The organism is Actinoplanes sp. CA-051413 (assembly GCF_050955795.1).
Classification (GTDB): domain Bacteria; phylum Actinomycetota; class Actinomycetes; order Mycobacteriales; family Micromonosporaceae; genus Actinoplanes.
In genome coordinates, this window is record NZ_CP192100.1 from 1,890,298 (window position 1) to 1,911,491 (window position 21,194).

The following is a 21,194-nucleotide window of genomic DNA, read 5'->3' on the forward strand; positions in this document are numbered from 1 at the left end:
TGACACTCGTCTAAGTCCGATGCAAGGTGGGGAAGGAGTTAGACCGCTGTCAAGCAAGAGGAGCTAGGGGCCATGAGCGAGAAGTGCTGCGGAACCACCGAGGCGACCGTGGAGCAGCGCAGCGAGGCATCAGGCGGGACTGATGAGTTGACGGCGTTGCCGGTTGTTGTCATCGGTGCCGGTCCGGTCGGGCTGGCCGCCGCCGCTCAGCTGCGGGAGCGGGGCCTCTCCTTCCAACTCCTCGAGGCCGGTGCCGGCCCGGCCGCCGCCGTCCGCAGCTGGGGGCATGTCCGCCTGTTCTCTCCGTGGCGCTTCAACATCGACGCCGCGGCGGCCCGCCTGCTGACCGACGCCGGCTGGGTGCGTCCCGCCGACGACCAGCTTCCCACCGGCGCGCAGCTGGCCGCCGACTACCTGCAGCCGCTCGCCGACCTGCCCGAGATCAAGCCGCACGTCCGCTACGGCGCCCGCGTCGTGGCGATCACCCGGCTCGGCCTCGACCGCATCCGTACCGTCGGCCGCGCCGCCGCCCCCTTCCTGGTCCGCCTCGCTGACGGCGAGGACATCCTGGCCCGCGCGGTCATCGACGCCTCCGGCACCTGGGGTACGCCCAACGTCCTCGGCGCCTCCGGCATCCCGGCCCACGGTGAGGCCGAGGCGGCCGCGTTCATGGAGTCGGCTCTGCCCGACGTCCTGGGACGCGACCGTGATCGGTTCGCCGGCCGGCACACCCTGGTCGTCGGCGCCGGGCACTCCGCCGCCAACACGCTGCTCGCCCTGGCCGAGCTCGCCGAGCAGGTTCCCGGCACCCGGGTGACCTGGGCGATCCGGGCCACCGATCCGGCCCGCAGCTACGGCGGCCAGTCCGCCGACGCGTTGCCGGCCCGCGGTGCGCTGGGCAGCCGCCTGCGCGCCCACGTCGAGAGCGGCGCCATCACGCTGCTCGACGGCTTCGGCGTCCAGCGGGTCGCGGCCCGGCCGGACGGCACGGTCGAGGTCTCCGACGGCACCCGTACGGTCACCGCCGACCGGATCGTGTCGGCCACCGGTTTCCGCCCGGACCACTCGATCGCCGCGGAGCTGCGGCTGGATCTGGACCCGGTGCTCGGCTCGACCCGCGCGCTGGCTCCGCTGATCGACCCCAACGAGCACTCCTGTGGCACCGTCCCGCCGCACGGCGTCGACGAGCTGGCGCACCCGGAGCCGGACTTCTTCGCCATCGGGGTGAAGTCCTACGGCCGCGCGCCGACGTTCCTGCTCGCCACCGGGTACGAGCAGGCCCGCTCCGTGGCCGCCGCGCTCGCCGGTGACTGGGCCGCGGCCCGCGACGTGCAGCTCGACCTGCCCGAGACCGGGGTCTGCAACAGTAACCCGGTCGACGGCGACGCCGGGCGGGGGCTGACCACGGGAGTCGCGGGCGGGCTGCTGTCCGCGCCGCTCGTTCTCGTCTCCGTGTCGGCTGGGGACAGCCAGGCCGGCAGCTGCTGCGGGTGACCGGGGGACGCCCCGGCCCGGTGGCCGCCGATCCCGCGATCGGCGGTCACCCCGGCACCCGGGTGCGCGCCCGCCGCACGGTCGCCGCGCTCGCGATCACCCAGACCGTCGGCTACGGCACGCTCTATTACTCCTTCGCGGTTTTCCTGACCCCGCTCGCCGCCGAGCTGCACACCACGACAACCGCGATCACCGGTACGTTCACCGCCTCCGTCCTGGCCGCGGCGATCCTTGCCGTGCCGGTCGGGCGGTGGCTGGACCGGCACGGCGGCCGCGCGCTGATGACCGCCGGCTCACTGCTCGGCGCGCTGCTGCTGGTGGCCTGGTCACAGGTGGACAGCCTGTGGCAGCTGTACGCGGTCCAAGTCGGTCTCGGCGCCGCCGGTGCCGCCAGCCTCTACGAAGCCGCCTTCGCCGTGGTCATCGCCTGGCACACCGCCGCCGAACGCCCGAACGCGCTGCTCGTGCTCACCGTCGTGGCCGGCTTCGCCAGCACCGTCTTCCTCCCGCTGACCGGCCACCTCGTGGAGCAGTACGGCTGGCGCACCGCCCTGCTGATCCTCGCGGCCATTCAGGCGCTGCTCACGGTCCCGTTGCACGCGCTCGTCCTGCGTCCCGCCGCGCCCGTCGCTCGTGCGGCCCGGGCCCCGTTCCGTCCCGACCGGGCGTTCTGGCTGCTCGCGCTGGGCTTCACCGCCAACACCGCCGCCATCTCCCTGGTCACCGTGCACCTGGTGGCGGCCCTGCTGAGCTGGGGTCATCCGCTGTCGTTCGCGGCGACGACCGCCGGGCTGTTCGGCCTGCTGTCGGTGACCGGCCGGCTGGCCACCACCGCACTGCAACGCCGGTTCCGCACCGCCACAGTCGTCGCCGCCGTCTTCACCGTGCAGGCCGTCGCGGTGGCCACGCTGCCGTTCACCGGCCGCACCGCGGTCGGGGCCGTGGTCGGCGTGGTCGGCTTCGGGCTCGGCTTCGGCGTCGCCACCATCGCCAAGCCGGTGCTGCTCGCCGACCGCTACGGCACCAGCCGCTACGCCACCATCGCGGCGATGCTGGTCGTGCCGGTGACGATCGCCAAGGCGACCGCCCCGCTTTGCGCAGCGGCGCTGCTGACCCGCGCCGGCAGCTACACCAGCGTCTTCCTGACGACCGCCGGCCTGTGCATCGTCGCCGCGGCAGCGCTGCGGATCACCCGAGAGCCGTGACGGCCCGGTCGGCGGCCGCAAATCAGGCCAGAGCCGGGACCGCCGGCCTGTGTGCCATCGCCGCGGCAGCGCTGCGGATCACCCGAGAGCCGCGACCGCCCGGGCGGTGTCCTCCATGATCAGGTCGGCGTTGAGCTGGGCGCCGACGTGCAGGCCGGCGGCGGCCGCGCTGACCACCTGGGCCATCTGGTCGGTGACGTTGCCGGCGACCCAGACCCCGGGCACTTCGGTACGCCCGTTCGGCTCGGCCACCACCGCGCTGCCGAAGTCGTTGTCGGTCGCGGTCAGGCCCAGGGACGGCAGCGGTTCCGTGTTGGCCAGGAAACGGGGGGCGACGACCAGGGTCTCCCGGGCGACCACGGTGCCGTCGGCCAGCCGTACCCCGGTCAGTTTGTCGCCCTCGGCCAGCACCTCGGCGACCTTCTCGGTGATCACCGAGATGCCCCGGGCGGTGAACTGCCGGGCCTGCTCGGCGTCCGGCTCGGGCGCGGTGTGCAGGAACAGCGTGATGTCGTCGCTCCATTGCCGCCACATCAGCGCCTGGTGCAGCGACATCGGCGACGAGCCGATGATCCCGATGGCCTGGCCGCGCGCCTCGTAGCCGTGGCAGTACGGGCAGTGGATCACGTTGTGCCCCCAGTGCTCGCGCAGGCCGGGGATGTCGGGCAGCTCGTCGGTGAGCCCGGTGGTGACGAGCAGCCGCCGGGCCGCGTACGACCGGCCGTCGGCCAGCGTCACGGTGAGCAGGTCGCCGTCGCGGCCCGCCCCGGTCACCCGGCCGTCGACGATCTCACCGCCGTAGTGCCGTACCTCGCTCTGCCCGGCCGTCCGGAAGTCGGCCGGCGCGATGTCGTCGCGGGTCAGGTAGTTGTGGATGCCGTCGGCGGGAGCGTTGCGGGGCTCGCCCGCGTCGATCACCAGCACCGACCGCAACGCGCGGCTCAAAGCCACCGCGCCACTCAGTCCGGCGGGCCCGCCGCCGATCACGATCACGTCGTATGTCATGGCACCACGGTCGCCCCACCCGGCGAAAAGTGGCAAGCTTTGTTGCCATGACGGCAAACGACGACGTTCTGGCGGCGGTCGGGCCCCGGCTGCGCGCGCTGCGCCAGGAGCACGGGACCACGCTCGCCGCGCTCTCGGAGACCACCGGGATCTCGGTGAGCACCCTGTCCCGGCTCGAGTCGGGGCAGCGGCGGGCCACGCTGGAGTTGCTGCTGCCGCTGGCCGGGGCCTATCGGGTGCCCCTGGACGAGCTGGTCGGCGCCCCGCCCACCGGCGACCCGCGGATCTACGCCCGGCCGCTGCGGCACAGCAGCGGCCAGACCATCCTGCCGCTCAGCCGGCAGGCCACCGGTCTGCAGGCTTTCAAGCACATCATCCCCGCCGGGGCGCGGGCCGAGCCGGACCCCAAGACCCATGAGGGGTACGAGTGGCTGTACGTCCTGCACGGCCGGTTGCGTCTGGTGCTCGGCGAGCACGACCTGGACCTGCCCGAGGGCGAGGCGGCCGAGTTCGACACCCGGGTGCCGCACTGGTTCGGCAGCGCGAACGGCGAGGCGGTCGAGTTCCTCAGCATCTTCGGCCGCCAGGGTGAGCGGATGCATGTCCGCGCCCGCTCGACCCGCTCGTAGCGGCTACCAGCGCAGCGGCAGCGTCGCGAGGTACGCCTCCAGCCGGTCGGCGATCACCTGGTGGTCGCGCAGGGACGGGTGCCAGTGGCAGCCGCCGTAGTCCAGCCCGGCGCTGTCGTAGTACCAGTACCGGACCCGGCTGTCGCCACGGTCGTTGCTCTCCTGCACGACCTGCCGCGCGGTGTCGGCGAACGCCGTGGTGCCGGAGACTGCCGTCGCGCTCACCACGATGATCGTCCGGGGTCCGTAGCGGGCCCGCAGCTTGTCGAGGAAGCCCAGGTAGGCGGTGCGGTACGCGGCGATCAGGCTCTCCGGCGTCCACTGCTCGCCCGGGTTGATCGCGGTGGAGAAGTCGTTGATGCCCAGGCCGACCACGACCAGCTGGGGCCGCCACCGGCCCGGCCGCCAGACGTCGCCGTCCACGCTGAGCAGCGCCCGGTCGTAGTAGGTGCGGTAGCTGGTCCCGGGTTCGCCGCCGTTGTAGTTGCGCACCATGCCGCGGCCGGAGAAGGCGTTGAGCTGGTAGTCGGCGTTCAGGCGCCGGGCGGTGAGGGCGCCGAAGCTCAGGTCCGCGTTCGTGGTCCGGTTGACCTCGTCGCCGGTGCAGTCGCGGGACGCGGAGAGGTTGCCGTAGCCCGCGGTGTACGAGTCACCGATGAACTCGATCTGCCGGTGCCGTGCCGGGGGACCGGGCAGGATCGCGCCGCCGGCCGCGGGCACGAATCCGCCGAACTCGCTGACCGCCCACGGGCTCTCCGACCGCTTGACCAGCCGGACCCGGTGCGGGCCGGGGGCCAGGTCCCGCACCCAGTAGGTGGTCCGGCCGGGCATGACCAGGGTGGCGACCGTCGCGCCGTCGACCTGCACGTCGTAGTCGGCGGCGGCGTCGTTGAGGACGATCCCGACGCCGGTGCCCCGGAAGCGGCCCTCGAAGTAGACCCCGGGCCAGCTGTACTGCAGCGCGTCCGCGGTCGCCTGGACGCGCCCGGCGGTGTGCACTGCGGACAGCGTGGCGGCGGGCCCGGCCGGCGGAGGTGCCGCACCGGCGCTCGTGGACAGCAGCAGGGCCGGCATCAGGGCGGCGGCCAGCAGGGTTCCGGTCAGACGGCTCGGTCGCACGGGCTCTCCTCGGGGGTCACTCCCGGCTAACTCATTCGTGAGCGTCGATGCCACCACTGAACCGGTCAAGTGTCAACGGTCAACGAAGGGCGGATAGCCGATCGGGCGAACTTCTGCGCAGAGTGATCAGGTGTTCACCCAATCGGGTGACTCGACTACCCCAAGGTAGGCAAATACGTTGTCAACTGACATGAGTGCCCCCGACCATGCCCGGATACCGTCCGCCACGTGGATCCTCGATCCGGGCGACGGGCAGTTCGCGGCGTCCGGTGGGCCTCGGTCAGGCCGCCCGGCGAGCGGTGGACATCTGCCGGGGCACGATCACCGGGGCGGGAGGCTGCGGCCGTCGGCCGAGGACTTCCAGCGCGTCCAGCAGCATCGTCTGGACGACCGCCGACTCGGGCAGCTGCCAGCCGGTCTGCTCCGGGGAGACGGCCCAGCGGACCGGGCCCTGCGGGGTACGGCTCGGTGCCGCCGGGATCCACGAGCCGCGACCGTGGCGCAGGACGTCCAGACAGGACCCGAGCTCCGGCCGCAGTTCCGCTCCCGGGCGTACCAGGAACATCCAGCGTCCGGACGGCGTCACCACGACCGGACCGCGGGCGTCCCCACTCGCCGGGCCGAGGACGCCGGTGTGCAGGCGCACCGCGCCCAGCACCCGCAGGCCGACGGCCGCAGGCACCTCCAGCACGTCGAACTTCCAGCCGGTGGCCAGCAGCACCGTGTACGGCCGGCGGTGCCACCAGCGGGCGACCCGCGCCGGGTCCGTGCTCGAATCCTCTTCCCAGGACTCGATGGCCGGGTGGCAGCCCATGATCGGGCAACCGGCCCGGCCGCAGGCGAAGCGGTGACCGGCCAGATAGGCGCCCGGGGTCACGGCCCAGCCGTGCGCGGCGTACCGCAGGGCGGCCCGTCGCAGTCGCAGCCGATCAACGTACTCCCATGGGCCGATCGGCCATCGGTTGCTCCACTGCATGGTCGGAATACCTCCGATCCGGCACTAGTGGCCGCTATAGCAGTCGCAACTGCCGTTACCAAGCTCGACACGCCTCGTTTGTCGGGGCAGATCACGTATTGCAACTTGCATGAGAAACTATCGAGCATCGGTGGGCAGACGATCACACAACCTGTGCGACCCGCACAGAGGAGTGAGGTCCAGACTGCAGCTGACACACCGCAATGCTCACCGGCGGGGGTCGCCGGATGAGTGGGGGAGGCACCGTGGACGAGCTGCCGATCGGCCGCCGAGTCGCCTACTGGCGCGGCCGTCGAAAGATGTCCCAGCAGGTCTTCGCGGACCGGCTGGGAAAGTCGAAGAGCTGGGTGGACAAGGTGGAGCGGGGCGTCCGCCGGCTCGACAAGTTCTCCGTCGTCTATGAGATCGCCGACGTCCTGCAGATCGACGTCCAGCTGCTGCTGGGCAAGGACGTCGAGCGCAGGCCGGAGACGCAGAACTGCATCGACCAGGTCGAGGTCGAGGAGATCCGCGCGGCGCTGGAACGCTACGACCAGATGAGCGCGTTCTTCCACCCGGTGCCGATGGCACCGCCCCTGGCGGAGATGCGCAAAGCGGTGAGCCACGCCTGGCTGACCTACCAGCACGCCAAGTACGGCGTCCTCGCCCGCAAGCTGCCACAGCTGCTGCGCGACGCCCAGGCCGCCGACAGTGCCCACGCCACGGGTGCGGAAGCCCGCGACGCGGCGCACCTGCTCGGGCAGGTCTACCAGATCGCGTCGTCGGCGCTGCGCAAGGTCGGCGAGCACGAGCTCTCCTGGCTGGCCGCCGACCGGTCGATCGCCGTCTCGCAACGCGCCGGCGACCAGCTGCTCGCCGGGATGGCGACGCACCGGGTCGGCATGGCGCTGCTCTCCCTCGGCCGGATCCGCTCCGCGCTCGAGGTCAACGTCAACATCGCCAACCGGCTGGCGCCGACCACGCCGGAGTCGGCCACCCCCGAGCGGCTCTCCGTCTACGGCCTGCTGCTGCTCACCGGCGCCATGGCCGCCGCGCGGATCGGCGACAGTGCCACGGTCCGCGACCTGGTGTGCGGCGCCGAGCAGGCGGCCGGCGCGCTCGGCGGCGACTACAACCACTACTGGTCGTCCTTCGGGCCGACCAACGTGGAGCTGCACCGGGCCGCCGCCGCGGTCGAGCTGGGCGACGGCGGCAAGGCGATCGAGACGCACAACCGGATCAACAAGGAGAGCTTCGCCGCCATGCTGCCGGAGCGGCGGGCCCACCACTACCTGGACATCGCGCGGGGCTACACGCAGGTCGGCGACGTGGAGATGGCCAGCGAGATGCTGCTGGAGGGCGATCGGCTGGCCCCCGCGGAGATCCGCTGCCGCCCGCTCGCCCACGAGGTCATCTCCGACGTGTTACGACGCACGCGGGGTACACCGCCGGCACCCATCGCGGAGCTGGCCGAGCAGATGGGAGTCGGCGTATGAGGTGGGTTCTCGGGTGATGGACATCAACACCTCGCCCGGCGTGCTGTACGTCCTCGTGTGCGGCTCGCCCATCGCCCGCGACGTCGGCGTGCTCGTCGACCTGGCGCAGCGGGACGGCTGGGAGGTCTGTGTGATCACCACGCCGGACGGGCGCAAGTTCATCGACGCCGCCGCGCTGCAGGCCCAGACCGGGCACGCGGTGCGCAGCTACTACAAGAACCCCGGCGACGAGGACCTGCTGCCGCCGGCCGACGCGATGATCGTGGCCCCGGCGACGGTCAACACGATCAACAAGTGGTCCGCCGGCATCACCGACACCCTGGTGCTCGGGCTGCTGGTCGAGGGGTACGGCTTCAACATCCCGACGGTCGTGGTGCCGTACACGAACAGGGTCATGGCGCTGCACCCGACGTTGCACGAGAGCATCGCCCGGCTGCGCAGTTGGGGCGTTCAGGTGCTTTACGGCGACGACGTCGTACGCCTCGGCGGACCGGGACAGAACGACCGTTTCCGGAGCCAGTTCCCGTGGCGGCGAGCGCTGCAGGCCCTGCACACCCGTTTCCCGGCCGACAACCGAGTCGAGCCCGGAGCCCGCTCCTGAAGCTGGGTAGAGTGGGCGGCCGTGAGCGACTCTGCCCTACCCCCGCCGACCGTCCGTGATGTGGTGGCTGCCCTCGACGCCCGTTATCCGCGTGCCTGGGCCGAGCAGTGGGACAGGGTGGGCCTCGTCCTGGGCGAGTTCGACACCCCGGTCAGCACGGTTCTCTGCGTGGTCGACTGCGTCCCGGAGACCGTCGAGGAGGCGGTCGAGGCCGGGGCGAGCCTGATCGTCGCCCACCACCCGCTGCTGCTCAAGGGCGTCTCGTCGGTCGCGCCGGACACGTACAAGGGCCGGATCGTGCACCGGCTGATCAAGGCGGACATCGCCCTGTACGTCGCGCACACCAATGCCGACGTGGCGAACCCGGGTGTCTCCGACGCGTTCGCCGCCCGGCTGGATCTGGTCGATCTGCGCCCGCTGGTCCCGGCCGCGCCGGGCAGCCCGGCCGCCGGCGCGGGGCGCGGCGTGGGCCGGGTGGGCGAGCTCGCCGCCCCGATGCCGCTGGCCGAGCTGACCACCTTCGTCGCCCGCCGGCTGCCGCCGACCGCCGCCGGGGTGCGGGCCGCGGGTGACCCGCAAAGACTGATCCGTACGCTCGCCGTCTGCGGGGGAGCGGGCGACTCGTTCCTGGCCGACGCCGGCCGGGCCGGAGCCGATGCGTATCTCTGCGCCGATCTGCGGCATCATCCCGCCAGCGAGCACCTGGCCACCGGCGGCCCGGCTCTGCTCGACGCTGCCCACTGGGCCACCGAACGCCCCTGGCTCGACGAGCTGGCGGGCTGGCTGCGCGCCCAGTTCCCGGTCACGTCCCTCGTGTCCGACCTCGACACCGACCCCTGGACCGTGCACGCGGTCAGTGGAAAATAAGGAGACCTGACGTGAAGGCCGCCCCGCAAGACCAGCGCCGACTGCTCGATCTGCAAGCCGTCGACATCGCCCTGTCCCAGCTCGCCCACCGCCGCAAGTCCCTGCCGGAGCTGGCGGAGATCGCGACGATCTCCCGCGAGCTGTCCGCGCTGGAGGACCAGCGGGTGCGCGCCCAGGTGGCCGTCGACGACCTCGACCGCGACATCGCCCGCTTCGAGAAGGACATCGAGCAGGTCCGCACCCGCAAGGACCGGGACCAGGCCCGGCTGAACGCCGGCGGCGCGCTGCGCGAGATCGAGGGCCTGCAGCACGAGCTGGCCACGCTGAACCGCCGCCAGTCCGAGCTGGAGGACGCCGAGCTCGAGCTGATGGAGCAGCGGGAGACCGCCGAGCAGGCCCTCAACGACGTGAAGAAGAAGCTGGCCGAGGCGAGCGAGCGCCGGGCCGCGGCCGAGGCCCGCCGGGACGAGGCGAACGCGGAGATCACCAAGGAGCAGGAGTTCAAGACGCAGGCCCGCGGGCCGCTCGTCGCCGACCTGCCGGCCGACCTGATCACGCTCTACGACAAGATCCGCGCGGACTCGGGCCTGGGCGCTGCGCTGGTGCGCTCCGGGCGCTGCGGCGGTTGCCGCATCGAGCTGTACGGCGCCGACCTGGCGCGGGTGAAGTCCGCGCCCGCCGACGAGGTCGTCCGCTGCGAGGAATGCCGCCGGATCATGATCCGCACCGCGGAGTCCGGGCTGTGAGCGACCGAGTTGGCGCGGCGGCGTTCTGCCGTAGCGCAGCGGAGGCAGGACGTCGCCCTTCCGGCGCCGCACGAGGGAGCGAATCATCAGTACAGTGACCAACGAGCTCAGGGTCGTCGTGGAGGCGGACGGGGGGTCGCGGGGCAACCCGGGGCCGGCCGGTTACGGTGCGGTCGTGCTCGAGGAGGGCACCGGCGAGGTGCTGCTCGAGCGTTACGCCTCACTGGGCGTCACCACCAACAACGTCGCCGAGTACCAGGGGCTGATCGCCGGCCTGCGCGCCGCCGCCGAGCTGGGCGCCGCCCGGGTCGACGTACGGATGGACTCGAAGCTGGTGGTCGAGCAGATGTCCGGCCGCTGGCAGATCAAGAACCCGGGGCTGCGCCCGCTGGCCGCCGAGGCGGCCAAGCTGGTCGACGGCTTCGCCGCGGTGACCTTCGACTGGATCCCGCGCGAGCGCAACAAGCTGGCCGACGCGCTGGCCAACCGGGCGATGGACGAGGCGGCCGGCAGGCCGGTGGCTTTCGACTCGCCCACCGAGCCCAAGGCGCCCCGGAACTGGGCGCCGCCGTCCCTGGACACCGCGACCCGGCTCATCCTGGTCCGGCACGGCGAGACCGCGATGACCGCGCAGGGCCGCTACTCCGGCCGCGGCGACGTCCCGCTCTCCGAGCAGGGCGAGGCCCAGGCGATGGCCGCGGCCGGGCGGGTGGCGGGCATCTCCCGCGACGTCACGGCTGTCGTCTCATCCCCCCTGGCCAGGTGTACGCGCACCGCCGAGCTGATCGCCGCCGAGCTGGGCAACGTCACGGTCACCATCTTGCCGGAACTGATCGAGTGCGACTTCGGTGACTGGGAGGGCCTGACGTTCGCCGAGGTCCGCGAGCGCTGGCCGGACGAGCTGGACCGCTGGCTGGACTCGACGGCTGTCGCGCCGCCCGGCGGGGAGTCGTTCAAGACGGTGTCGAAGCGTGTACGCGGGGCCCTGGCGACGCTGCAATCGGCGTACCCGTCGGGGACCGTCGTCGTGGTCTCGCACGTCTCGCCGATCAAGCTGATCCTGCGCGACGCGCTCGCCGCCGGCGACGCCTTCCTGCACCGGCTCTTCCTGGACGCGGCCGGCGTCTCCACCATGGACATGTGGCCCGACGGCGGGATCGCGGTCCGCTCGGTGAACGAGACGGCGCACCTGCGCTGAGGTATTGACCCCGCCGGGTGCGGACGTTTAGCTTCCTCGATTAGGAAAGTTTCTTCACCATTCCTCTTCGACAAGCTCCGTCCGCCCCTGGAGGGCTCATGCGCGGATTCTCCCGTCGTCTGCTGGCCGTCGGCGCCGCCGTACTGGTCGGCGTCACGGCCGCACCCACCACCGCCCAGGCACACCAGAAGAAGTCGTACGTCAAGGTCGGATACTTCACCCAGTGGGGTATCTACGGCCGCGATTTCCAGCTCGCCAAGGTCCAGCAGTCCGGCGCCGCCGCCGGCCTCACCCACCTCAACTACGCCTTCGGCCCGGTCACCGCGGCCGGCGTCTGCGAGTCGGCCGACTCGTGGGCCGACTGGGGCGTGCCGTTCACCGACGCGCTCAGCGTCGACGGCGTCGCCGACGTGGCCGGCCAGCCGATCGCCGGCAACCTCAACCAGCTCGCCGAGCTCAAGAAGAAGAACCCGAAGCTGCGGGTGCTGATCTCGCTGGGCGGCTGGACCGGCTCGGCGACCTTCTCCGACGCCGCCCTGACCGACGCGTCCCGCCAGAAGCTGGTCAGCTCCTGCGTGGACCTGTGGATCAAGGGCAACCTGCCCGGCCTGTCCGCGGGCGTCGCCGCCGGCATCTTCGACGGCGTCGACCTGGACTGGGAGTGGCCCGGCTCCGAGGGCAACGCCGGCAACGTGATCCGGCCGGAGGACAAGCGGAACTTCACCCTGCTGACCGCCGAGTTCCGCCAGCAGCTCGACGCGCTGGGCCGCAAGAACCGCAAGCACTACGAGCTCACGGCGTTCCTGCCGGCCGCCCCGGCCAAGATCGACGCCGGCTTCGAGGCGAAGAAGATCTTCAAGTACCTCGACTTCGGCACGGTGCAGGGCTACGACTTCCACGGCTCCTGGGAGGCGCGGGCCAACCAGCAATCCGCCCTGCGGGTCCCGCCCGGCGCGCCCGACAACCCGGACTTCTCCGTGGATGGCACCATCGACGCATGGCGTGACCGCGGCGCACCGGGCCGCAAGCTCGTGCTCGGCATCCCGTACTACGGCCAGGGCTGGACCGGCATCACCGCCGCCGGCAACGGTCTCTTCGCCCCGGCCACCGGCGGCGCGCCCGGCAAGTTCGCGGTCGGCACCGAGGACTACAAGACCCTGAAGAACCTGCCCGCGCAGGGCTTCAAGGTGCACCGGGACTGGCGTTCCGGCCACTCGTGGCTGTTCGACGGCACCACCTTCTGGACGTACGACGACCCTGCGCAGATCCTGCAGAAGACGGCGTACATCCGTACCGAGGGGCTGGGCGGCGCGATGATGTGGTCGCTCGACGGCGACGACGAGAAGGCCTCGCTCACCCGTACCATCTCGGCGGGTCTCTGGACCCCCTGGCGATAGCAGGTCCGGGGCCGGGGTGGTGTGCCGTTCGGCGCACCGCCCCGGCCGTTCGGCGCAGGGTGATCACGGCCTGGCGCACCGTCTCCGAAGCCTCTCGGTAACCTGCGGCGATGGCCGTGACCACGGTCACCACCTCGTCTGAGCTCCGATGAGGAGGCCTTGATGTCCGCACCGCGCAGCGATCGCAGTCCTTGGAACTGGCTGCTGGTCATACCGATCGTGCTTCCGCTGATCACCCCGTTCTACAACTTCGACTCACCGAGGCTCTGGGGCTTTCCGGCCTTCTACTGGCTGCAGTTCTCGTTCATCCTCGTCGGCGTCATCACGACCTCGATCGTCTACCAGATGACCCGGAAACCACCGGCCGTCCCCGCGGGGGACCGCACCACGTCGCCGGAGGCCTCCGATGAGTGACCACATCACCGAGATCGTCGTCTTCACCTTCCTGTTCCTGCTGGTCAGCGGCATGGGCTTCATCGCGGCCAAGTGGCGCCGGCCGACCGACATGGCGCACCTGGACGAGTGGGGACTCGGCGGGCGCAGCTTCGGCGGCTGGATCACCTGGTTCCTGGTCGGCGGTGACCTCTACACCGCGTACACGTTCGTCGCGGTGCCCGCGCTGATCTTCGGCGCCGGCGCGGCGGGCTTCTTCGCGGTGCCCTACACGGTGGTCATCTACCCGCTGTTCTTCCTGATCCTGATCCGGCTCTGGTCGGTGTCGCACCGGCACGGTTTCGTGACCCCGGCCGACTTCGTCCGCACCCGCTTCGACTCGCCGCTGCTGGCGCTGCTGATCGCGATCACCGGCATCGTCGCGACCATGCCGTACATCGCGTTGCAGCTGGTCGGCATCGAGGCGGTGCTCAAGACGATGGGCGTGACCGGGGAGAGCGCGCTGGCCCGGCACGCGCCGATCATCGTGGCGTTCGCGATCCTGGCCGCGTACACGTACCAGTCCGGGCTGCGGGCGCCGGCGCTGATCGCCTTCGTCAAGGACACGCTGATCTACATCGTGATCATCGTGGCGGTGCTGTACCTGCCGTACAAGCTGGGCGGCTGGGGCTCGATCTTCGACGACGCCAACGCGAAGTTCCAGGCGTCACCGGCGCCGGGCGACGGCATCACGCTGAATGCCAACAACCAGATCCAGTACATCACCCTGGCCCTGGGCTCGGCGCTGGCGCTGTTCCTCTACCCGCACAGCATCACCGGCGTGCTGGCCAGCAAGAACCGCAACGTCATCAAGCGGAACATGTCGGCGCTGCCGGCGTACAGCTTCCTGCTCGGCCTGATCGCCCTGCTCGGCTACATGGCCATCTCGGCCGGGGTGAAGCCGCTGCCCGGCAACACCGCGGGCAGCGTCGACAGCAACACGGTCGTGCCGCTGCTGTTCGACCAGCAGTTCCCGGCCTGGTTCGCGGGCGTCGCCTTCGCCGCGATCGGCATCGGCGCCCTGGTCCCGGCGGCGATCATGTCGATCGCGGCGGCGAACCTGTTCACCCGCAACATCTACAAGGAGTACATCCGCAAGGACGCCACCCACGCGCAGGAGGCCGGCGTCGCCAAGATCGCCTCGCTGGTGGTGAAGGTCGGCGCGGTCGCGTTCATCATCTTCCTGGACCCGCAGTTCTCCATCGACCTGCAGCTCATCGGCGGCATCATCATCCTGCAGACCGCCCCGGCGGTGGCCATCGGCCTCTACACCCGGTGGCTGCACCGCAACGCCCTGATCGTGGGCTGGGCGGCCGGCATGGGACTGGGGCTGTGGATGCTCTACCAGATCCCGAACGCGGCGACCAAACGCGCCCACTTCGGCGGCTCGGCGTTCCCGCTGGAGAAGTTCGGCTTCGACACCCCGAAGACGATCTACGTCGGCTTCGTGGCGGTCGCGCTGAACCTGCTCGTCGCGGTGATCATGACGCTGATCCTGCGGGCCATGAAGACCCCGGACGGCTTCGACGGCACCGAACCGGACGACTACTTCGCCGACGAGGGCGACCCGCGGCTGGAGAAGGCCCGTACCACTCCGGAGACCCTCGGCTCCTCCACCTGACCGTGACCCGCTCGCGATCCGCGGCCCCGGATGTCCTATCCGGGGCCGCGGCCTTTCAGGTACGCGTCCATGTCCCGGGTCAGCCGCTCCAACATGCCGGCCAGCTCCTGGCGCTCGTCGGCGGTCCAGTCCCGCAGCACCTCGTCATAGACCTCGCGGCGGGCCTTGCTCACGGCGTCCACTTGCGCAAGGCCCCGCTCACTGGCGGCCACGACACTGCCGCGGCCGTCCAGCGGATCAGGCGTACGCACGACGAGGCCGTCGCGGTGCAGGCCGCCGACCTGCCGGGTCACCGTGGAACCGTCCAGATTGAGGCGGGTGGCGACGGCGGAGACATTCTGCGGGCCGGCCTCCTGCAGGAAGCGCAGAATCACGTACGCGGCGCGGTCGAGCGCACGGTGCGGCCGCGGCGCGGAACGGCGGGTGGCCTCACCGAGCCGCATGAGCATGGCCACCTGGGTCTCGATGACCCTGAGAGCCGAGTCGTCGTCCGCCATCTGTCCTTCCCCGGTACTGCTTCTACTCTTCAGCGAAATGCCCGCCACAACAGGATGAGCCCGACAACGGTCCCAAAGGTGACGATCAGCACTTTCAGCACCCGCGCGGGCAACCGGCGTGCGATGTGCGCCCCCACATAGCCGCCGACAACGGTGGCCGGGGCGACGGCGAGCACCGCACCCCAGTGCACCGGCGCGAAGAACGCGAAAACCACCACGGTGACCAGCCCGACACCGGCGGAAAGCACATTCTTGAGCGCGTTGATCCGATTCAACGTCTCGTCCAGCACCAAAGCAAGCGCAGCGACGTACATGACCCCCAGCGCGGCGCCGAAATACCCCCCGTAGACCGCCCCGACGAAGACGACGATCTGAAGGGTGACCTTCTTCTCGCCGGTCGACCGCCCGACCAACGCCCGCAGCCGATCCTGGAAGAAGAGGATGGCCGCGGCGCCGAGCACCAGGAACGGCACGACGACCTCGAAGGCGCGGGCGGGCGTGCCGAGGAGGAGGAAGCAGCCGAGGGTGGCGCCGACCAGGGCGGTGGGGACGATGGCCCGCAGCCGCCGTCCCTGGCCGGTGAGGTCGGCGCGGCTGCCGACGACGCTGGAGACGTAGCCGGGGAAGACGGCGGTGGAATTGGTGACGTTGGCGTCGACCGAGGGAAGGCCGACGACGATGAGGCTGGGGAAAGTGATCAGCGAGCCGCCACCGGCGATCGCATTGACCACGCCGGCGGCGAGACCGGCGGCGACCAGCAGCACGATGTGGGCGAGATCCATGATGCCGAAGAATCTACGGGCCGGGGGTTGGGGGTGCTGGTTCGAGGCCCGGGTGTGTGGTTGGGATCCTGGTTCGGCCGGGTCATGGCCGCCGAGGCCGGGCACCGGCCGGGTTGTTGGCCGGCCCGGCCGGGCCCGGGGCGGCTTTCGGTCCGTCGCCCGCGGGGTCGTCGTTGGCGTCGGTAGGATGGTCATGCGACGGACGAGTCGACCGGGCGGTCGCGTCGGTGTTCCTCCGGGAGCACCGCCGAGGAACGTCCGGACTCCACAGAGCAGGGTGGTTGCTAACAGCAACCCGGGGTGACCCGCGGGAAAGTGCCACAGAGAAGAGACCGCCGGCCTCGTGCCGGTAAGGGTGAAACGGTGGGGTAAGAGCCCACCAGCACCCCGGGCGACCGGGGTGGCTCGGTAAACCCCACCCGGAGCAAGGCCAAGCAAGGTCACCGCCGCGAGGCGGGGGCCGGCGCAGGCATTCGAGGGCTGCTCGCCCGAGTCTGCGGGTAGGCCGCAAGAGCATGTCGGCAACGGCACGCCTAGATGGATGACCGCCGCCGGCGGCCGCGAGGCCGTCGCGCACAAAATCCGGCGTACAGGTCGACTCGTCCGTCGCCCACCTGGCCGAACCGGCATTGTGTGTCCACATATCGGAAGCCCGGGTGCAGGTCCTGAGCTGACGATGGACGCGGCCGGCGCAAAGTCAGAGTGGTGTCAAGGCAGACAAGCGAAGAGCCATCTCGTCGCCCCGTCCCAACGCTCGCCCTAGGGCCCGGAGGCCCATATAGAGCGGCATGGACACCTGGTCGCGAAAGCGGTCTTCCAGCGCCAGGAGGCTTGCTGGATCTCGGCGTAGTTCTGCGAGGTCGAGCTTGCCGTCGAATTCAAGGCGCTGAACGAATGGCGTCTCGACGAGGCGGACGTCGCGTCCGAAGAGCTCATCTGCGCTGAGCTTGAGCAGCGTTACACCGACGTATTCGGGTTTGGCTCCCTTGTTCAGCCAGCGAAAATATCCTAGTACTTCGGTCCAGGCGATGTCGTGATAGCGGATGTTGGATTCTTCCACGAGTTCGCGCTGCATGGCGCACGCCAGGAATTCGACCAGGGCGCGTTGGCCGCCGCGATGCCGTTTGACATCTCGAAGGTCGACGGACCCCGACCCGGCCGGCGCGAACAGTCCGGGCTCGGACGCTGAGCGGGCTCCCTGAAGGGTGAGGACCAACTTGCCGTCAGAGGTGAAGGCCAGAGTCGACACGCCGATTGCGTTGGCCTGCCAGCTGTCGGTCAATGGGATGATCTTGCCGTCACGGATGATGAGCTTTCCGCCGTCGACCAGCTCGCTGCCGGTCTGCCGGTCGAGGACCTGCCACCCGGTCAGGTAGTTGGAGCACATCATGCTGAAGTAGTCGGTTCGGCTCAGCCGGACCGTGCCGCCGTCCATGAGCAGGTCACCGTCGAGGTCGTCGTCCTGACGCACCAGCTTTCCATTGAAGGTGTTCTGGGATTTTGCCCGCAAGGTCAGGATCTCGTGGGCGAGTCGACTGATGCGGCCAGGCAGCTGTCTCTGCTGAGGACTGAAGCTGCATTTCGCGGGTGAGGTGGGCAAGGCGTTGTCGACGGCGTTCCACACGACAGCGAGTTCACTGCCACTGCGCGTGCCGCTGTACGGCAGTTGCACCAATTCGCTTCCTGCCTCTGTCGAATGAACCGTCGGCAGGGTGGAAGGAACCATGGCGATGGTCGACCGACGGACGCGGATCCACTCCGGCACCAGGAGCGCAACCGACAATGCGACTCCTGCCAACCCGACGCCATATCCCCAGCTCAAGCTGGCGGTACCCGCGAGTATCCCGGCCAGGCCGAGGACGAGCCCTATCACTGCGCCGTAGTAAGTGATCCGCCTTCGCAGCCCTATGCGTCGAAGGTCCCAGTTCCGTCGGAGACCCATTGCGAGCAACCACAAGCGCTGAGTCTCACGCGCGTGAGGATCTGGTTTCGGCGACATTGAGCCCCTCGTCGCTCTTGGACGATCCTGAAGACCCACAGTAGGACATTGAAGCATTGGATGGATGCCCAGGAGCGGCCACCCGAGAAGCATTCCCATCTTTGGCAAGGATGGGCCGGTGGCAGTCGACCTGCATCTGACCCCTCTCGTACCACCGGCTTCGCCGGCACCTGCCTGATCGCCGAGATCCTGGCGCCGAGCCGCTTGGGTGGATGTAGCTGGCCAATGACCTTTCCGACCGTGGACGGGCCGCCACGCCCTCGACGGGCTCAGCGTCTGCTATCGCGACGCCGGGGAGAGCGCCCGCCCCACCGAGCCGGGCCACACCTTCGTCCCCGGCAATCCGTATGCCGCCGACTGGGACTGGCCCTTCCGGCGCATCGACTACATCCTCGTCGGGTGCAGTGAGCACGGCGGGCCCACGCTCGCCGTCACCGACTGTGCGCTGGCCTTCGATCAGCCCGAAAATACCGTCAGTGACCATTACGGCGTTGTCGCCGACCTCAGGATTCCGGCTCAGCGTCGGCCGTAGAGGCTTGTGGGAGAGGCCGAGCGGGTATGAACCGGTCCGTGACCGCGAACCAGAAGGACAAGCGAGGCACCGCCACGGCGATGCATGAGACCGCCGAGGCGCTCGAGCGCAGCGAGGCCATCCTGCATGAGAGCGCCGAGGATTCTCCCGATGCCGAGACTCGGCGGCGGTTGCATCGGCTCGGCGATGAGGTCACCCGGCAGGCCATGGACATCGAGCGGCGGGCCGACCTCCTGCCGCCACCGGACAGTCAGGATCGTTGACGCCGGCCCGGCGTGGGCTCACGCTGGGTGCATGGCGGTTTTCCGGGTACGGCAGAGCGGCCGGCGGGTCTCCGCGGTCGACGCGTACGAGTTCCCCAGCGGGGTGCGGCAGCGGTTCGCGCTCCGGCACGGGGAGCTGTCCGGTGATGCCGTCCGGTCGGTTGAGGCCGCGGCCCGGCAGTGGTTCCGGCTCGCCGCCCGGCATCCGAAGGCGCGGCTGGCCATGCCGTCCGTGATCGTCGATGAGTTCTGCCGGGAGTTTCAGTTGCACACCCGGGAGTACGCGGACTTCTGTGTCACAGCACTCGGGCGTCCGGCTATGCCCGCCGCCGAGAGCCGGCCCGGGGAGCTGGCCGCTACCTTCCGGTTCGCGCAGGAGGACGAGCCGCGCGAGGCCGGGCTGCTGCCCGCGTTGTTCCGGGTCGACCGGGAGGTCGCCGTCGCGGGTGGGCGGCGCTATCTGGCCGACTGCGGCGGCCGCGGCATCTGCTACGAGCTCGAGGGCATCGTCTGCCTGCAGCATCTCGGCGGCACCGGTAAGGCCCTCACCGGCCGCCGGTGGGATCTCAAGCGAGGCGGATCCGGCGCCGATGGCATGTCCGGGGACGGCTACGGCGGCGGTGGCGGCGGTGGCTGTGGCGGCGGTAGCTGTGGTGGCGGCGGTTGTGGTAGCGGCAACTGACATCGCAGCATGAATGAACTGTGCCAATTTCGGTGACCGGCCCGGCCACTGGTGCCGACCGGGCCGGCGACAATCGTCGGAGAACGGCTTGCCGGTCGGGCCAGCGGATCGTTGGCCGGGGTCGTCGGTCAGGCCGGGTTTGAATGGTCGACGGGCCGGCCGACCATCGAAAGAGTTGACGATCAAAATCGGGCGGTAAATGCGCCGCTATACCGGGGTCGTCATCGTACCGATTCGATGCCCTTCACCTGCGCTTATTCACGGAACCGTCCGATGTGTGGTGAGCGCCGCGGTGGGCGGGGGCCGGGTGGCGGTGAGCCGGCCCGGTTACTCAAGTGGGCAGGTCAGGTCGGGTAAGCCGTTTGCCGGAGGGCAAGTATCCGCAGGTGGTCGGCACTGTCCAGTGCGGACCCGCGGGTGAGTAGACTGCTCGGCCGGAACGCCTCACCGGGTGCCCGGCTTGTGAGTTTCTCCTCTGCCCGCTCCGGTTGACGTGCAACTTGCACACTCATAGTGTCTGAAGGGTGACGGCGGGTGCTCACTGGGTAGGATCCCGGTACGGTCGCGCCACGGTACGTCCGTCGACCATCCGGCCGTAGGGAGTTCTTGGTGAGTATCGCGATCGGCATCAACGGTTTCGGTCGGATCGGCCGCAGTGTGATGCGTATTGTCGGTGCCTCAGCGGACACGGGAATCACCGTCGCCGCCATTAACGACATCGCTCCGGTCGACCGTTTGGCATACGGCCTCAAACGCGACAGCGTGCGCGGAAGATTCCCCGGAACGGTGGCCGCCGCCCCCGGCCAGCTCATCGTCAACAATCGCCCGATCTGGGTGTTCCAGGAGTCGCAGCCGAGCCGCATCCCGTGGGCCGAGGCCGGCGTCGACGTGGTCATCGAGGCCAGTGGCCGGTTCCGCAGCGGCGCCGGAGCGCGGGACCACATCACCGGCGGCGGCGCCCGCAAGGTCGTCATCAGCGCCTCGGCCGACGACCCCGACGCGGTGCTGGTCTACGGGGCCAACCACGAGCTGTACGACCCCGCCCGCCACGACGTCGTCTCGCCCGCCTCCTGCGGTGTCAACGCGTTGTCGGTGATGGCCAAGGTCCTGCTGGAACGCTTCGGCCTGCGCTCGGTGCACACCTCGGTCGTGCTGGCGATCCAGGGCTGGCAGAAGGCGCAGGACTCCCTCACCGGCTCCTCGCGCGACGACCCGCGGCTGGGCCGGGCGATGCACGACAGCATCATCCCGCACAATCACGTCGCCGGTGACCTGCTCAGTGTCGCGCTGCCGCAGCTCGGCAAGGTGCGCTACAGCTACTACTGCGTGCCCACCCCGATCGGCTCGCTGGCCGAGCTGACCGGCTTCACCGACCGGCCGGTCAGCCGCGACGAGATCAACCGGGCGATGGCCGAGGCGGCGGCGGGCTTCCTCGGCGGGGTGCTCGACTACGAGCCCGATCCGACGGTCTCGGTGGACGTCCGGGACAACCCGGCGTCCTGCCTGTTCGACCCGTCCGGCACCCAGACCAGCGCCGACGGCGGCGTGCAGGTGCGCGGCTGGTTCGACAACGAGTGGGGCTTCTCGCACCGGCTGCTGGATCTGGCGCGCCTGATGGGGGAACGTGAGGCCGTACCGGTGGGGGCCCCGTACCGGTCCGGCGTCGTGTAGAAC

The 21,194-nt window shown here is 70.3% G+C and carries 20 protein-coding genes and 1 other RNA gene; 15 read left to right on the forward strand and 6 right to left on the reverse strand.

Features of this window, described 5'->3' with window-relative positions; genetic code table 11:
- Window positions 1–72 precede the first annotated feature (72 nt).
- Both ACQP2Y_RS09040 and ACQP2Y_RS09045 read left to right on the forward strand, forming a co-directional pair.
- Window positions 73–1,494: an NAD(P)-binding domain-containing protein gene (locus ACQP2Y_RS09040; RefSeq protein WP_433726297.1), complete on the forward strand. Its 1,422-nt coding sequence runs from the start codon at window positions 73–75 to the stop codon at window positions 1,492–1,494.
- Window positions 1,491–2,699, forward strand: coding sequence for an MFS transporter (locus tag ACQP2Y_RS09045; protein WP_433726299.1), 1,209 nt, complete (start codon window positions 1,491–1,493; stop codon window positions 2,697–2,699). The genes ACQP2Y_RS09040 and ACQP2Y_RS09045 overlap by 4 nt, the downstream gene beginning before the upstream one ends.
- A gap of 78 nt (window positions 2,700–2,777) precedes the next feature.
- Here the strand turns inward: ACQP2Y_RS09045 and ACQP2Y_RS09050 are convergent, their stop codons facing one another.
- Window positions 2,778–3,704, reverse strand: a complete 927-nt coding sequence (locus tag ACQP2Y_RS09050; protein ID WP_433726301.1) for an NAD(P)/FAD-dependent oxidoreductase — start codon at window positions 3,702–3,704, stop codon at window positions 2,778–2,780.
- 47 nt (window positions 3,705–3,751) lie between these two features.
- Here ACQP2Y_RS09050 and ACQP2Y_RS09055 point away from each other — a divergent pair, with 47 nt between their 5' ends.
- Window positions 3,752–4,333 carry a helix-turn-helix domain-containing protein gene (locus ACQP2Y_RS09055; RefSeq protein WP_433726303.1) on the forward strand — a complete coding sequence of 194 codons (582 nt, stop codon included), beginning with the start codon at window positions 3,752–3,754 and terminating at the stop codon, window positions 4,331–4,333.
- A gap of 3 nt (window positions 4,334–4,336) precedes the next feature.
- On the opposite strand, the gene ACQP2Y_RS09060 is transcribed toward ACQP2Y_RS09055, so the two are convergent.
- The gene (locus ACQP2Y_RS09060) at window positions 4,337–5,452 is read right to left on the reverse strand and encodes an SGNH/GDSL hydrolase family protein (RefSeq protein WP_433726305.1); all 1,116 of its coding nucleotides are present in this window, start codon (window positions 5,450–5,452) and stop codon (window positions 4,337–4,339) included.
- A 280-nt stretch (window positions 5,453–5,732) separates the two neighbouring features.
- Window positions 5,733–6,428, reverse strand: a complete 696-nt coding sequence (locus tag ACQP2Y_RS09065; protein WP_433726307.1) for a bifunctional DNA primase/polymerase — start codon at window positions 6,426–6,428, stop codon at window positions 5,733–5,735.
- 245 nt (window positions 6,429–6,673) lie between these two features.
- On the opposite strand from ACQP2Y_RS09065, the gene ACQP2Y_RS09070 reads away from it, so the two are divergent.
- From ACQP2Y_RS09070 to mctP, 8 genes are all read left to right on the forward strand, one after another.
- Window positions 6,674–7,903: a helix-turn-helix domain-containing protein gene (locus ACQP2Y_RS09070; RefSeq protein ID WP_433726309.1), complete on the forward strand. Its 1,230-nt coding sequence runs from the start codon at window positions 6,674–6,676 to the stop codon at window positions 7,901–7,903.
- A gap of 16 nt (window positions 7,904–7,919) precedes the next feature.
- Window positions 7,920–8,504: a flavoprotein gene (locus tag ACQP2Y_RS09075; protein WP_433731848.1), complete on the forward strand. Its 585-nt coding sequence runs from the start codon at window positions 7,920–7,922 to the stop codon at window positions 8,502–8,504.
- Window positions 8,505–8,525: 21 nt separating this feature from the next.
- Window positions 8,526–9,371 (forward strand): Nif3-like dinuclear metal center hexameric protein, encoded by an 846-nt coding sequence (locus ACQP2Y_RS09080; protein ID WP_433726311.1) that lies wholly within the window; start codon window positions 8,526–8,528, stop codon window positions 9,369–9,371.
- Window positions 9,372–9,382: 11 nt separating this feature from the next.
- A complete protein-coding gene (locus tag ACQP2Y_RS09085; protein WP_433726313.1) occupies window positions 9,383–10,117 on the forward strand; it encodes a zinc ribbon domain-containing protein in 735 nt (244 codons plus the stop codon).
- A 94-nt stretch (window positions 10,118–10,211) separates the two neighbouring features.
- Window positions 10,212–11,315: a bifunctional RNase H/acid phosphatase gene (locus ACQP2Y_RS09090; RefSeq protein ID WP_433726315.1), complete on the forward strand. Its 1,104-nt coding sequence runs from the start codon at window positions 10,212–10,214 to the stop codon at window positions 11,313–11,315.
- Between the two features lie 98 nt (window positions 11,316–11,413).
- Window positions 11,414–12,712: a glycoside hydrolase family 18 protein gene (locus ACQP2Y_RS09095; protein ID WP_433726317.1), complete on the forward strand. Its 1,299-nt coding sequence runs from the start codon at window positions 11,414–11,416 to the stop codon at window positions 12,710–12,712.
- A gap of 162 nt (window positions 12,713–12,874) precedes the next feature.
- Entirely contained in the window at window positions 12,875–13,126 is a 252-nt protein-coding gene (locus ACQP2Y_RS09100) for a DUF3311 domain-containing protein (RefSeq protein ID WP_433726319.1), read from the forward strand.
- Entirely contained in the window at window positions 13,119–14,765 is a 1,647-nt protein-coding gene (gene mctP / locus ACQP2Y_RS09105) for a monocarboxylate uptake permease MctP (protein WP_433726321.1), read from the forward strand. Before ACQP2Y_RS09100 ends, mctP begins: the two co-directional genes overlap by 8 nt.
- A 35-nt stretch (window positions 14,766–14,800) precedes the next feature.
- On the opposite strand, the gene ACQP2Y_RS09110 is transcribed toward mctP, so the two are convergent.
- Together ACQP2Y_RS09110 and ACQP2Y_RS09115 are read right to left on the reverse strand one after the other, a co-directional pair.
- Window positions 14,801–15,262, reverse strand: coding sequence for a MarR family winged helix-turn-helix transcriptional regulator (locus ACQP2Y_RS09110; protein WP_433726323.1), 462 nt, complete (start codon window positions 15,260–15,262; stop codon window positions 14,801–14,803).
- Between the two features lie 29 nt (window positions 15,263–15,291).
- Complete coding sequence (locus ACQP2Y_RS09115) at window positions 15,292–16,044, reverse strand: sulfite exporter TauE/SafE family protein (protein WP_433726325.1); 753 nt, start codon at window positions 16,042–16,044, stop codon at window positions 15,292–15,294.
- A gap of 203 nt (window positions 16,045–16,247) precedes the next feature.
- On the opposite strand from ACQP2Y_RS09115, the gene rnpB reads away from it, so the two are divergent.
- An RNA gene (rnpB, locus tag ACQP2Y_RS09120) (RNase P RNA component class A) lies at window positions 16,248–16,650 on the forward strand.
- Between the two features lie 91 nt (window positions 16,651–16,741).
- On the opposite strand, the gene ACQP2Y_RS09125 is transcribed toward rnpB, so the two are convergent.
- Entirely contained in the window at window positions 16,742–17,827 is a 1,086-nt protein-coding gene (locus tag ACQP2Y_RS09125; RefSeq protein ID WP_433726327.1) for a hypothetical protein, read from the reverse strand.
- Window positions 17,828–18,613: 786 nt separating this feature from the next.
- Between ACQP2Y_RS09125 and ACQP2Y_RS09130 the strand changes: the two genes are divergently transcribed.
- From ACQP2Y_RS09130 to ACQP2Y_RS09140, 3 genes are all read left to right on the forward strand, one after another.
- The gene (locus ACQP2Y_RS09130; RefSeq protein ID WP_433726329.1) at window positions 18,614–18,838 is read left to right on the forward strand and encodes a hypothetical protein; all 225 of its coding nucleotides are present in this window, start codon (window positions 18,614–18,616) and stop codon (window positions 18,836–18,838) included.
- Window positions 18,839–18,869: 31 nt separating this feature from the next.
- The gene (locus ACQP2Y_RS09135) at window positions 18,870–19,520 is read left to right on the forward strand and encodes a hypothetical protein (RefSeq protein ID WP_433726331.1); all 651 of its coding nucleotides are present in this window, start codon (window positions 18,870–18,872) and stop codon (window positions 19,518–19,520) included.
- Between the two features lie 660 nt (window positions 19,521–20,180).
- The gene (locus ACQP2Y_RS09140) at window positions 20,181–21,191 is read left to right on the forward strand and encodes a type I glyceraldehyde-3-phosphate dehydrogenase (protein ID WP_433731850.1); all 1,011 of its coding nucleotides are present in this window, start codon (window positions 20,181–20,183) and stop codon (window positions 21,189–21,191) included.
- Window positions 21,192–21,194: the final 3 nt, after the last annotated feature.